Below are 13,232 nucleotides of genomic sequence, written 5' to 3'. Positions count from 1 at the left end.
AGAAATATATATAATATTAAAATTTATGGGCACAAATATACATTATCTTTAAAAAAGAATTATCATTTTTTTATTTTTCATAATACATCTAGAAATAATAAATTATTCGTTAATTTGTTACATAAGCAACTGGATTTCAACAATAAATTTGGTAGATAAAGGCGTTTTTATATATTTGTTAACAGTTTGCTCTAAATTATTGAAATTTATACTATGTTCAATTTGAAACAATTAACCGTAGCTTTGGCCTTTATCGCTGGGTTACAATTTGGCTTTTCGCAGCTAGGGTTTTCTCATGAAATTGGTGCCATTGTTGGACCTGTTCAATTCAGATCAGATTTTGGAGTAAGAAATAGCGAAGAAACTAACCTAGGTAATTCAGGTTATGGTATTGGTCTTATTCACTATATTAATTTTGCTTACAGAGCGGATTGTAATTGTTATTCAACAGATACTTATTTTAATGACCATTTCAAATTGCGTAGCGAAATATCGTACAACTCAACCAAACTCGAGCATTTTGGTCAATGGCAAGAACCAAGAGCTGGTTATCAAGATGATGACCGTTTGAGAGGACACACTGGTGAGGCCAACAATTTTGATATTGGTATGCAACTAGAATATTTCCCAAAAAGTATTCGGTCTTTCCAAGCATTTAGTTATCGTATAGCACCCTTTGTAAGTTTAGGAGCTCATTATACGTCGTACAATCCAAAAGCTTATACAACCTATGGCACACAGACTATTGCTGATCACACTAATTTCTGGAGTAAATGGGAACCTGGATCAATCAATCCAGATTCAGGAAGTACTTGGTCTGTAGTAACCAGTATTGGAGCACGTTATAAGCTTACAAAACTATCTGATTTAATGCTGGATTTAAGGTGGCAATATTATTTTAGTGACTGGATAGATGGTTTAAATCATCAATTAGATTCAAACAAGCATAATGATTGGTTAGTTTGGTTAAACTTTGGTTATATATATTATCTAGATTAATCACCATAAAAAAAGAAAGAAAAGCCAAGTTTTAAACTTGGCTTTTTTATTTTAAGACGTTTATGTTATTTATCCGATGGCTTGTTTTAAATCGGCAATTAAATCTTCTTCATCCTCAATTCCTACACTCAAACGAATGAGTGAATCAACGACGCCTGTTTTTTCACGTTCTTTTTTTGGAATACTGGCATGTGTCATACTCGCTGGATGTCCCGCTAAAGATTCAACTCCTCCTAAAGATTCAGCTAGAGTAAATACTTTTAATTTTTCAACAATTTTTATGGCTGCTTCATAATTATTGTCTTTGGTTGTAAACGAAACCATTCCTCCAAATCCATTCATTTGTTCTTTGGCGACTTGATGGTTTAGATGATTTTCAAATCCTGGCCAGTATACTTTTTCAACTTTTGGATGGGAATTTAAGTATAATGCTACAGCCTGTCCGTTTTCGCAATGACGCTGCATACGGATATGTAATGTTTTAATACCTCTTAATACTAAAAAGCTATCCTGTGGACCACAAACCGCACCACTAGCATTTTGAATGAAATACAATCTTTCTGCCAGTTCTTTATCTTTAACAACTAAAGCTCCCATAACAACATCACTATGTCCTCCTAAATACTTTGTAGCTGAATGCATCACAATATCGGCTCCCAAATCTAGTGGTTGTTGTAAATAAGGAGTAGCAAACGTATTATCTACTGCCAATAATAAGTTGTGCTTTTTAGCAATATCTGAACAGGCTTTAATATCTATGATATTCATCATAGGGTTTGTTGGTGTTTCAACCCAAATCAACTTGGTTTTTTCATTTATATAGTTTTCAATATTTGTGGCATTTTCCATACCTACAAAATGAAATATTATACCAAATTTCTTAAATATAGAAGTAAATAACCTGTATGACCCACCGTACAAATCATTAGTTGAAACTACTTCATCTCCTGGTTCTAATAACTTAATTACGGCATCAATAGCAGCTAGACCAGAACCAAAAGCCAACCCAAACTCACCGTTTTCAATACTAGCAAAAGCATTTTCCAGTGCCTGCCTCGTTGGGTTGTGTGTTCGTGAATACTCGAATCCCTTATGTCCTCCTGGCGTACTTTGTGCGTATGTCGATGTTTGATAAATTGGTGGCATCACAGAACCATAAGCAGGATCATGTTTTTGACCACCATGAATTGTTTTCGTATTGAATTTCATAAATAACTATTGTTTTCACAAAGTTATATTTTAATTGGTGTATTTAAATGCAATAATTACCTTTAGTATAATATTAACAAGAAATATATTATGCGAAATTATTATTACATTCTGATTATAATAGTCTCAATGCTGCTGACTTTATCTTGTGCTGAAGATAAAACCAATATTACTTTTAAAGAGGTAAATATTACAACTGATGATAATAGTCTTGTAGAAATCTATGTTCCTAAAGCGATTGGAAATGATAATGTTTCTGAAAAAATAAACACAAAAATAGACGAAGTACTTATAACATCTTTATCAATTGGGGATTCAGAAACCGCAACTTCATCATCAGTTAAAGAAAGTGTTAGTCGGTTTAATAGAGAGTATAAAAACTTTAAAGCAGATTTTCCAGAAAGCCCTATGGTTTGGGAAGCACAAATAGATGGTGAGGTCACCTATCAATCTGATGCCATTATTTCATTGGCAATTACTAACTACCAAAATACGGGAGGCGCACATGGCAATGTTATTGTTACTTTTTTGAATTTTGATACTCAAACTGGAAATTCAATTTCAAACAACGATTTATTTTCAGATTTTACTGCTTTCGAAAATTTGGCAAAAGACCACTTTTTCATGGAAATTTCTGATAAAAAAGAAGATTATTTTGAGCCAGATAATTTTACTCTACCTGCCAATATAGGTTTAAATGACGAAGGCTTAATATTGCTCTACAACACCTATGAAATTGCGCCTTATTCTTCAGGTATTACTGAAATACATATTCCATTTAGTGAAGTAAACGCCCTTTTAAATTACAAATAATTAAATAAATTTCCTGATGGCTAAAATAACACCCAAATGTATGCCTTCATGGTAACAATTAAAATCAATAGCCTCTTCGACATTTGTTAGCCTGCTTTTTGTAGTAACTGTGTATTCATTAAATTGTTGAAATGACTTATTTTTATAGTCTTCTTTTGTTTTTTCAATGGTTGAAAACAACAAGTTATGTATGGCATCAACTTCAGCCTGCGACAAGTCAGACTCTGGTTTAGTTCCTTTTTTAAATCGTTCAATCAAGTCGTCAGAAATCATACAAGGTAACCCAGATAATCTATAAACCAGTAGTTGTTGTGTGACTATGGTATGTGCAATGTTCCAAATAATATTATTGCTAAAGCCTTTAGGGATTTTATTTAATTGCTCAAGCGAATAGTTTTCTAAAAATGATTCTAAAAGTTTTCTGTTCTTAATTGAAATATCAAAAGCCCAATCCATAATTTTAATTTTTGACTAAAATTAACCAAATTCTACTAAAATGAATTTACTTTGCATCATATTTGTTTAGCATGAAAAAAGTATATTATCTCAAAACTTGTAATACTTGTATCCGTATTTTAAAAGAACTTGACTTATCCTCTGATTTCGAGCTTCAGGACATAAAAACTGAACCCATAACTGTAAAGCAATTGGAACAAATGCAAAAACTTTCAGGAAGCTACGAATCCCTTTTTAGTAAGCGTGCCAAACTTTATAAGGAAATGGATTTAAAAAATACCGCACTATCAGAAGCTGACTTTAAACATTATATTCTTGAGCATTATACATTTTTAAGTCGTCCAGTTATCATTATTGATGATCTTATTTTTATTGGTAATTCTAGAAAAACAGTTGAACAGGTTAAAAATACTTTAAGTGGGAAATAACCGAATTTTCGCACTTTTTGCTGCCTTTATGGTTCAGGTTATTTACGGACTCACTTTTACTTTTGCCAACGATGTTATTGATGATGGACATATTAAGCCTTATGGTTTTATATTACTCCGAATAATTGGTGCAACAGCTTTATTTTGGCTATTGAGCTTGTTTACACCTATGGAAAAAGTTGACAGGAAGGATTATTTCAAATTCTTTATAGCCTCAATTTTTGGCATCGCCTTAAACATGCTTACTTTTTTTAAAGGCCTTGAGTTTACAACACCCATTCATGCATCAGTTATTATGACTGTGGTGCCAATTGTTGTTTTGGTGTTATCTGCTATATTTTTAAAAGAACGTATTACTAATTTAAAATTTACTGGAATTCTATTAGGATTTGCAGGTGCTATTATTTTAAGTATTTACGGAAAATCTACTCAAATAGGAGATAATATTTTATTGGGAAATACCTTGGTTTTTATAAACGCCGTTTCATACAGTATTTATTTGATTCTCATCAAAAAAATAACTGATAAATACCATCCGTTTACATTTATTCGTTGGTTGTTTTTATTTGGTTTAATTATGGTTATTCCGTTTGGATATGGCGAACTTTCAGAAGTAGTCTGGACTAATTTTCCACCTTATATTATATTTTCAGTTGTGTTTGTGATTTTAGGTGCAACCTTTGCCACATACTTATTAAATCCACTAGCCTTAAGGCAACTAAAAGCCTCAACCGTAAGCACGTTCTTATATATTCAACCTGTAATTGCTGGTGTTTTTGCTATCATTATGGGAAGTGACACCATTAATTCCATTAAATTGATAGCAGCATCTCTAATCTTTACTGGAGTTTATTTGGTAACTAAAAAACCCAAATTAAAGGTTTAAATCTATTGGCCGTTTTTGGTACTTGCGTGTATCTGCTTTTGTGAGTATTTTAAAATCTTTAGATTTTGGGAAACGGCTTGCACAAGCCATCAACTCATCATTTAAATGGGTTAACTTCCTGGTTTTAAAATTCATCCAGGCGCCAAGCATCTCGCAATGTGCTATATTCTTAGCTCTTTCGTCATAAAAATTATGTTCTATACTAAAAAACATGCCATCACCACTCAAACCTGTAACTTCCAATCCAACAGTTATTGGGTCTCCAATATGTGCCTCCTTAAAGTAATAAATGTGTTCATAAAACACAATAGGTGCTAGTTCATGTTTAGCTATTTCGTGAAGTGAAAATCCAAATTCTTCAAAAAAAGCCATTCGAGTATGACTCATAAAATTCATATAAGACGCATTTGCCAAATGCATATTGGCATCTAAATCATTCCAGCGTATTTCAAATTGTTTAGTAAACATATCCAGTAATTATAAAAGAACAAAAATACAATTTATAACTAGGAACGTATTAAACCGTTTTCTGTTTTCAAAACCTACAGTTTTGGTTACCTTTGTATCACTTTAAACAAGCTTATGATACATTCAATGACAGGATATGGCAAATCTGTTTTACAGTTGCCAACCAAAAAAATAACTATTGAGATAAAATCACTGAATAGCAAAAATCTTGACTTGAATGCTAGAATGCCTTCAATTTACAGAGAAAAGGAATTAAGTCTGCGCAAATTAATTGGCAATCAATTAGAACGTGGAAAAATCGATTTCTCAATTTATGTTGAAATGACAGGCGAAGAAACCACAACACAGCTTAACAAACCTGTTGTTAATCAATACATGAAGCAATTGAAGGAGGTTGTTGATGGTGATAACATCGAGCTCTTAAAAATGGCTGTTAGATTTCCCGATGCACTTAATACAGAGCGCGATGATATTGATGATGATGAATGGAAAGCTATCTTGAATGAAATTGAAGCCGCATTACAACGTATTGAAAAATACCGCTTGGATGAAGGTAAAGTGCTTGAAAATGATTTTCGAAATCGTATTCAAAATATTGATCATTTATTAGAGCAAGTTATCGCTATGGATCCTGAGCGTATTGAAGGTGTACGTGAGCGCTTAAGGAAAGGTGTTGAAGAGCTTAAAGAAAAAGTTGATGAAAACCGCTTTGAACAAGAATTAGTGTTTTACATTGAAAAATTTGATATTACTGAAGAAAAAGTCCGCCTTAAAAATCATTTAGAGTACTTTATAAAATCCTTGGATTCTGCGGATTCTAATGGTAAAAAACTAGGTTTTATAGGCCAAGAAATTGGTAGGGAAATAAATACTATTGGATCTAAAAGCAACTATGCACCTATGCAAAAATTAGTTGTTCAAATGAAAGATGAGCTTGAAAAAATTAAGGAACAGTTATTGAATGTTTTGTAAGTATGAATAAAGGAAAACTCATCGTATTCTCGGCACCTTCAGGATCTGGAAAAACAACCATAGTTAGGCATTTATTGGAAATTGATGCCTTAAATCTGGAATTTTCAATTTCAGCCACATCCCGTGAAAAACGTGGTGAAGAAATTCATGCTAAAGACTACTATTTTTTATCAGCTAAAGAATTTAAAAATAAAATAAAAAACGATGAGTTTTTAGAGTGGGAAGAAGTGTATCGTGATAATTTTTACGGTACTTTAAAAACTGAAGTTGAGCGCATTTGGTCTCTTGGTAAACACGTGATTTTTGATATTGACGTGTCTGGCGGATTACGTATAAAGCGCAAATTCCCGGAACAAACTTTGGCTGTTTTTGTAAAGCCTCCTAGTATTGATGAATTAAAAATCAGGCTTAAAAAGCGTAAAACCGAAAGCGAGGACAAAATAAACATGCGTATTGCAAAAGCCTCTGCTGAATTGGCAACAGCTCCTTTATTTGACGTTGTTATTGAAAATGATAATTTAGAAAAAGCACTCAAAGAAGCCGAAACGCTTGTATCTGAATTTATAAATAGTTAGTGTTTATGAAGGTTGGTTTATACTTTGGAACATTTAATCCTATTCATGTTGGTCATTTAATTATTGCAAACCATCTGGCTGAAAATAGTGATTTAGACCAGATATGGTTGGTTGTCACGCCACAAAGTCCTTTTAAAAAAAAGCAATCCCTCCTGGATAATTACCAGCGTTTAGAAATGGTTTATCGTGCTACAAAAGATTATACCAATCTATATCCAAGTGATATTGAATTTAATCTACCGCAACCTAATTACACTATAAATACATTGGCTTATCTGCAAGAAAAATATCTTGATAAAACTTTTTCACTAATTATGGGAGAGGATAATTTAAAGAGTTTTCATAAGTGGAAAAACTATCAACTCATTCTTGATAATCATGATATATATGTCTATCCGAGAATTTCAGATGGAAAAATTGAAACACAATTTGATCAACATGAAAGAATACATCACGTACAGGCACCAATTATTCAATTATCGTCTACATTTATTAGAAAAGCTATAAAAGCTGGTCAAAATATTAGACCCATGCTTCCAGAACATGTTTGGGAATATGTGGATGAGATGAATTTTTACAAATAAAAAAAGCCAACTCGTTAAAGTTGGCTTTTTTTTATTTAGTTAACTGTTATTTTTCATCTATATAGTAGCATTCAGATTGTGTGGCTTCTACATACATAGCCCAACTATTCCCTCCAAATTCAATGCCTTCTGCCCATGCCGTTTCTTCACCATCAGGTCCCGTTACTACGGCGTGTGCTGCAAAACAATATAAATCATTTAATGATTCTCTATTTATATAATAAACTACCTCATTCACTCCGATACTGTGGCTTGTACCATGTTCGAACTTACCTATTTTAGGGTTTCCTGAACCAGTAGTAGGAATTTCTTGCTCACCACAATTTCCAATACTCATATGGGTTGCATTGATTACCCAATCTTCTTGCGTAGTGTATGTAATTACTAAATCTTCACCTTCAATATCAACACTCACGCTTCCAGCTTGGTCATGCTGTCCTGCTAAAAGCCATAAATAGATGCATGGCTCTTCCGAATCCAGTCGGTTAAACTGATTGCTAAATTCTTCAACTCTAAAATTAGGATCTTTATTGGTTTCTAAATTTTCGTTTAAACTTTCTTCAGTAGTACAATTAATTAATAGGATTGTTAATAGTGCAGTCAAAAATAAATTAAGTTTTTTCATGATTATAGTAGTTTGGGTTGTGAAATCTAAACTACACGTAATCAATTCATTTGCCATAATTTTTCGATGTTTCATTGACTTTTTTCGTTTAAAAAATAAAAACCAGATAAAACACAATTTTTCTTGGATGAAATAAATATGTTACAAAAACGCAGTTATTCTTTGCATTCATTTGTATAAATCCAACACCTATTTTCAATAAAAAAGCCAACTATTAAAGTTGGCTTTATTAAAATATGGTAGTAAATTAATTATTTATCCAAAGCTGGAATTCGCAAAACCTGACCTGGATAAATTAAATCTGGATCTTTAAGCATAGGTTTATTGGCCTCAAAAATTACTGGGTATTTCATAGCATTACCATAATAATTTTTGGCAATTTTCCCCAAAGTATCTCCACTCACTACAGTATGAAATTGTGCTTCAGGCTCCTTATGTTCAACCGTCATTTGGTCATCAACTGTCGCTATGCCATTAGAATTACCAACAACCAAAACCACCTTTTCTTTTGTAGCTTGGTCATAGGCCATACCCTTTACGGTTGCTAAATCACCAGAGATATGAATGTCTAAATTTTCAACTTGTAATTGTAAATCGCTTATGGTTTCTTCAAGCCTGCCTGCTGCAGCTTCTTCTCTTTTCCTTTTTGCTTCAGCAGCATCTGCTGCTGCTTCGGCAGCTTCTTCAGCCGATGTTTTTCCTATTCCAAAAATTTTGGCTCCTGCATCTTTAATAAATGAAAATAATCCCATGATTGTTTATATGTTTTATGTTAATATTGGTAAAGTTCAAAAAATTCTTGTTTAAATCCTATTGCAAAAACTAATTAGTTTAACTCAAAAAAAAAGAAACTGCCTGTTACTAATTTCGCAGACAGTTCCTACCAACCAAAAATCTTAATCTAAACAATAGTTTGTTTTCAACCTTTATTTGAATTTAATCTTGTATCTATTTTGACACCATTCTTTACAAAAGGTCACATACTACTTTAAAAAATTATACACGATTACTTTCACGAGGGTTTTCTTTACGTTCTGACTTAAAATTTCGTTTTTTAGCCTTACTTGATTGCTTACCCTCGGCATTTCTTAAATATTGTATATAGCCGCGTCCTGTAAATTCATAAATGGTACCAGAGGCTATGTGATACAGTTCTATTCTGGCATCATTAAGAACACTTAATTCAAAATGTTCATTTCCAAAATAATCATAATCCAAAGTCAAGGTTTTCAAATACATATTACCTGGAATATTACTCACGCCATAAATTCCTGTGTAATCCCAATATATATTATTTGGGTTTCCAACATTCGTATCTTGTGAACTTCTAAATTCTGAATCATTCCCGCCAGCTAAAAACTGTAAGTAGTTTTCATTATCAAATTCGTTTATAGTACCTGTTGGGCTTGTATATGTTTTTTCCCAAGCTTCATATTCTTGTAAGAAATAATGAATGTTATCATAAAACACAAAATCGTAATCAAAATTGGCACGTTGATAGCCTCTTAAAAAATAAGATGTATCATTATTTGGGTTATACAATTCAATGGTATTATTGTTTATTTGATACACATCAAAGGTTTGGTAACCATCAATAACATGATACACATCTAGAATCATATTATGGGCATCATAACTTCCTACCTGAATACCATATCCATTTCCTTGGCTTCCTATTCCAACTAAATTGTTATTGGCAAATAAGTTTCCGTTTCTAAACGACACTGTAAACGCTATTTGTAAAAACGGCGTTTCACCATAACCTATGGTTTCATTTATATCTACATACCACAACTCATATGAGTTCAATAACTGATTCAATGAAATTGAAGGTGCTGGTTCTGGATTGTATCCATCAACAATTATCTCTTCAGTATAACAAGACGTAAATAGCGTTGCCGATACTGCAAATACTAAAAGTAGTTTTAATGTCTTCATAAGGCTTTCATTTTAAAGTTATTGTTTTAAGAGTTTCAAAACACGTGCCAAAATCAAAACGCTTCTATTGAACAAGAGTTTTTAAAGCGGCTTTTTTTATGTACTTTTGATTTGTAAAAACAAATTACAGTTTATGGACAAACCTTTAAAGTACGCGGTGTTTGGAGCAGGTAGTTGGGCAACAGCTATTGTAAAAATGTTATCGGAAAATTTAGAGGAAGTGGGTTGGTATATGCGAAGTGTTTATACCAAAGAGCACATTTTAAAAGAGTACCATAACCCAAGTTATTTGAGTTCGGTTGAATTTAAGGTTAATCAACTTAAATTAAGTAACAATATCAACGAAATGGCAAACTATGCCGATGTACTGATTTTTGTTATTCCGTCAGCTTTTATGCATGGAGAGCTAGAAAAGCTTACAGCAGATATTAGCGATAAAATTATTGTTTCGGCAGTAAAAGGCATTATTCCTGAGTCTGGTTTATTAGTGGGTGAGCACTTTCATGATATTTATAATATTCCTTTCGAAAATATTGCAGTAATTGCTGGACCTTGTCATGCTGAAGAGGTGGCTTTAGAACGTTTATCGTATTTAACCATTTCTTGTGCTGATGCCGAAAAAGCACAAGCCATTGCTGATGCCTTATCTAGTGACTACATAAAAACCAAAATAAGCGATGACATTATTGGTACTGAATATGCCGTCATGCTAAAAAACATCTATGCTATTGCGGCAGGAATTGCTCATGGTTTAGGCTATGGAGACAACTTTCAGAGTGTGCTAATGAGTAATGCCATTCGTGAAATGAAGCGTTTTATAAAGAAAATGCACAAAATGAAACGCAACATCAACAACTCGGCTTACCTTGGAGATTTATTGGTAACGGGTTACTCGGTGTTTTCCAGAAACCGTATGTTTGGAAACATGATTGGTAAAGGCTATACCGTAAAAAGTGCCATGATGGAAATGAACATGGTTGCCGAAGGTTACTACGCTACAAAAAGTGCACACTTGCTTAACGAGAAAAACAAAAAGAAAACACGCCTGCCTATAATAGATGCTGTTTACAGTATTTTATATGAAGGCAAAGACGCTAAAAAAGTGTTTAAGAAATTAACAGATAAGTTGGATTAACCCATTTGACATTTTCAAAAAAATAGCAGAACTTCGTTTACAGAAGATACAAATCATTGAAACGGATTCGTATCAGAACGTTACCCAACATTTGACCAACCAACAATGAGAAGGAAAAGACTTCAACATCATACAGATATTTTTTGCGATATGTTCGCAGGTTGGAAAATAGTGAACGATATGAAATCTTTGGTTGAATTGGAAAGTGGAATTATTGAATTTGATTTCCTGAATAGAACACAAAAACTCAATAATGCGGAATCGAAAACTGACTTTAATATGTTTTATGAAATTTCGGAATGGTTTGCGGACGATTTAAAAAAGCACAATATTGAAACGGAATTAATTAAAGAAGCAAAAGTAAAGGCTGAATTTAAAGTTGACTTTACTGCTGGGAAAAGCAAGTCTAGGACGAAAGGAATTACTGAATTATATCTGAATTTAAACTCTTGGATTTTAACAGACGAAAAAGAATATAAATCCGAAAAGGAACAAACTCAAGAATTTCACCATATTGAACGGAAAGAAAAAAACGTTGGGTAACAACGTATAAAAATAATGCTTAGTTTAGTGCTAAATCAACGAATAGCCCACTTTTGCTACTTCTGAATTTCCTGCGGAAATTCCTCGCACGCAAAACCGCACTATTCTTATACAAAACCGTAAACGAAACTACTTCACCAAAACCCCTTTTTCCTGCATTAATGGTAAGGTTTGCAGAGCCTTTTTATTTATGGTATTTTTTCTAAAAAGATACGTTTTATCAAACATGGTATTCCCGTCAAAAAAAGTGACTTTAAACTCGTTGTTAAGTCTTAAAACATCTTCTTGTAAGTATTCTATTTTAGCATAGCTGCGTGCTGGTAACATTTTAATAGTGTGACGCATAACAGGCGTAATTTTATCCTGGCTATAACCTTTTGTTACTATTAAAACGGTATCTAAATCTACATCTTTGTTATTAATAATATAGGCATTCCAATCGTGTGTGTGATGTTCTTTATTGAACTCGTTTACAACAGCTACGTGAACGTCTTTAACTACTGGAATGTTAATGTCTTTTTTCATTACGTATTAAAGTGCCGACTTAAACTGCTCTAAAAAACGCACATCATTCTCACTCAACAATCGTATGTCTCCTATTTGATGCAATAGCATGGCAATACGGTCAATACCCATACCAAAAGCAAAACCGGAATAGGTTTTAGAATCTATTCCGCAGTTTTCTAACACATTAGGATCTACCATTCCGCAACCCATAATCTCTAACCAACCTGTTCCTTTAGTTATTCTATAATCCGTTTCTGTTTCTAATCCCCAATACACATCTACTTCTGCACTTGGCTCTGTAAATGGGAAATACGATGGTCGCAAACGAATTTTACTCTTGCCAAACATTTCGGTAGTAAAATATTGAAGTGTTTGTTTTAGGTCTGCAAAACTTACGTCTTTATCTATGTACAAACCTTCTACTTGATGGAAAAAACAGTGCGAACGTGCTGAAATAGCTTCGTTTCTATACACGCGGCCAGGAGAAATAGTACGAATAGGTGGATTGTTATTTTCCATATAACGCACTTGTACCGAACTGGTATGTGTACGCAACAGAATATCAGGGTTTGTTTGAATAAAAAACGTATCCTGCATATCACGTGCTGGATGATATTCTGGCAAGTTCAATGCTGTGAAATTATGCCAATCATCTTCAATTTCTGGACCCTCACTGACGTTAAATCCAATACGTGAAAAGATGTCAATAATCTGATTTTTAACTATAGATATTGGATGTCTAGCACCAATTTCAATGGGCTCACCAGGTCTAGATAAGTCACCATAAATACCTTTGACTTCTTCCTTGCTTTCTAATTCTTCCTTTAAGGCATTTACTTTATCTTCTGCCGTTTTTTTTAGGGTATTGATAACTTGACCAAATTCCTTTTTTTGATCATTAGCAACATTTTTGAATTCCTTAAAATAATCATTAAGTAATCCTTTTTTACCTAAATATTTTATACGAAATGCCTCAACCTCTTCTTTTGATTGCGCACTAAATGCTTCGGCTTCAGCAATTAATTCTTTTAATTTATCTATCATGATATCCTAATAAGGGCTGCAAATTTAGTGTTTTTTGTGAGAAGCTGAAA

General features: G+C 33.0%; 17 protein-coding genes. 9 read left to right on the top strand and 8 right to left on the bottom strand.

Translation table 11 applies throughout. From position 1 onward, the window contains the following. Positions 1–213: 213 nt before the first annotated feature. The gene (locus HGK31_RS03860) at positions 214–999 is read left to right on the top strand and encodes a THC0290_0291 family protein (protein ID WP_104735242.1); all 786 of its coding nucleotides are present in this window, start codon (positions 214–216) and stop codon (positions 997–999) included. Positions 1,000–1,068: 69 nt separating this feature from the next. Here the strand turns inward: HGK31_RS03860 and HGK31_RS03855 are convergent, their stop codons facing one another. Beyond that, a complete protein-coding gene (locus tag HGK31_RS03855; protein ID WP_191858555.1) occupies positions 1,069–2,208 on the bottom strand; it encodes a cystathionine gamma-synthase in 1,140 nt (379 codons plus the stop codon). A 90-nt stretch (positions 2,209–2,298) separates the two neighbouring features. On the opposite strand from HGK31_RS03855, the gene HGK31_RS03850 reads away from it, so the two are divergent. Continuing rightward, positions 2,299–3,021 (top strand): DUF3298 and DUF4163 domain-containing protein, encoded by a 723-nt coding sequence (locus tag HGK31_RS03850; RefSeq protein WP_191858554.1) that lies wholly within the window; start codon positions 2,299–2,301, stop codon positions 3,019–3,021. Here HGK31_RS03850 and HGK31_RS03845 read toward each other — a convergent pair whose 3' ends face one another. Continuing rightward, positions 3,022–3,477: a DinB family protein gene (locus HGK31_RS03845; protein WP_104735239.1), complete on the bottom strand. Its 456-nt coding sequence runs from the start codon at positions 3,475–3,477 to the stop codon at positions 3,022–3,024. A 71-nt stretch (positions 3,478–3,548) separates the two neighbouring features. On the opposite strand from HGK31_RS03845, the gene HGK31_RS03840 reads away from it, so the two are divergent. Beyond that, positions 3,549–3,905, top strand: a complete 357-nt coding sequence (locus HGK31_RS03840) for an arsenate reductase family protein (RefSeq protein ID WP_191858553.1) — start codon at positions 3,549–3,551, stop codon at positions 3,903–3,905. After that, positions 3,895–4,791, top strand: a complete 897-nt coding sequence (locus HGK31_RS03835) for a DMT family transporter (RefSeq protein WP_191858552.1) — start codon at positions 3,895–3,897, stop codon at positions 4,789–4,791. The genes HGK31_RS03840 and HGK31_RS03835 overlap by 11 nt, the downstream gene beginning before the upstream one ends. On the opposite strand, the gene HGK31_RS03830 is transcribed toward HGK31_RS03835, so the two are convergent. Next, positions 4,780–5,259 (bottom strand): acyl-CoA thioesterase, encoded by a 480-nt coding sequence (locus HGK31_RS03830; protein WP_191858551.1) that lies wholly within the window; start codon positions 5,257–5,259, stop codon positions 4,780–4,782. The two genes, HGK31_RS03835 and HGK31_RS03830, sit on opposite strands and share 12 nt — an antisense overlap. Before the next feature lie 114 nt (positions 5,260–5,373). On the opposite strand from HGK31_RS03830, the gene HGK31_RS03825 reads away from it, so the two are divergent. The 3 genes from HGK31_RS03825 to nadD are packed head-to-tail and all read left to right on the top strand — an operon-like array spanning position 5,374 to position 7,390. After that, entirely contained in the window at positions 5,374–6,231 is an 858-nt protein-coding gene (locus HGK31_RS03825; protein ID WP_191858550.1) for a YicC/YloC family endoribonuclease, read from the top strand. A 2-nt stretch (positions 6,232–6,233) separates the two neighbouring features. Then, complete coding sequence (gene gmk, locus HGK31_RS03820) at positions 6,234–6,806, top strand: guanylate kinase (protein WP_104735234.1); 573 nt, start codon at positions 6,234–6,236, stop codon at positions 6,804–6,806. Positions 6,807–6,811: 5 nt separating this feature from the next. Beyond that, the gene (gene nadD / locus HGK31_RS03815) at positions 6,812–7,390 is read left to right on the top strand and encodes a nicotinate (nicotinamide) nucleotide adenylyltransferase (protein WP_104735233.1); all 579 of its coding nucleotides are present in this window, start codon (positions 6,812–6,814) and stop codon (positions 7,388–7,390) included. Between the two features lie 46 nt (positions 7,391–7,436). Here the strand turns inward: nadD and HGK31_RS03810 are convergent, their stop codons facing one another. The 3 genes from HGK31_RS03810 to HGK31_RS03800 form a co-directional block, all read right to left on the bottom strand. Next, complete coding sequence (locus HGK31_RS03810) at positions 7,437–8,090, bottom strand: hypothetical protein (RefSeq protein ID WP_191858549.1); 654 nt, start codon at positions 8,088–8,090, stop codon at positions 7,437–7,439. Positions 8,091–8,266: 176 nt separating this feature from the next. After that, positions 8,267–8,767 carry a peptidoglycan-binding protein LysM gene (gene lysM / locus HGK31_RS03805; RefSeq protein WP_104735232.1) on the bottom strand — a complete coding sequence of 167 codons (501 nt, stop codon included), beginning with the start codon at positions 8,765–8,767 and terminating at the stop codon, positions 8,267–8,269. 244 nt (positions 8,768–9,011) lie between these two features. Beyond that, entirely contained in the window at positions 9,012–9,953 is a 942-nt protein-coding gene (locus HGK31_RS03800; protein WP_191858548.1) for a nicotinic acid mononucleotide adenyltransferase, read from the bottom strand. 133 nt (positions 9,954–10,086) lie between these two features. Between HGK31_RS03800 and HGK31_RS03795 the strand changes: the two genes are divergently transcribed. Continuing rightward, entirely contained in the window at positions 10,087–11,088 is a 1,002-nt protein-coding gene (locus HGK31_RS03795) for an NAD(P)H-dependent glycerol-3-phosphate dehydrogenase (protein WP_191858547.1), read from the top strand. A gap of 105 nt (positions 11,089–11,193) precedes the next feature. After that, a complete protein-coding gene (locus HGK31_RS03790; protein ID WP_191858546.1) occupies positions 11,194–11,631 on the top strand; it encodes a hypothetical protein in 438 nt (145 codons plus the stop codon). Positions 11,632–11,760: 129 nt separating this feature from the next. Here HGK31_RS03790 and HGK31_RS03785 read toward each other — a convergent pair whose 3' ends face one another. Together HGK31_RS03785 and pheS are read right to left on the bottom strand one after the other, a co-directional pair. After that, on the bottom strand, positions 11,761–12,156 hold the full coding sequence (locus tag HGK31_RS03785; protein WP_191858545.1) for a hypothetical protein: 396 nt from the start codon (positions 12,154–12,156) through the stop codon (positions 11,761–11,763). Positions 12,157–12,162: 6 nt separating this feature from the next. Then, complete coding sequence (pheS, locus tag HGK31_RS03780; RefSeq protein WP_191858544.1) at positions 12,163–13,182, bottom strand: phenylalanine--tRNA ligase subunit alpha; 1,020 nt, start codon at positions 13,180–13,182, stop codon at positions 12,163–12,165. Between the last annotated feature and the right edge of the window lie 50 nt (positions 13,183–13,232).

Source organism: Hanstruepera ponticola, assembly GCF_012931685.1.
Lineage (GTDB): Bacteria > Bacteroidota > Bacteroidia > Flavobacteriales > Flavobacteriaceae > Hanstruepera > Hanstruepera ponticola.
This window is presented reverse-complemented; position numbering and strand designations above follow the sequence as displayed.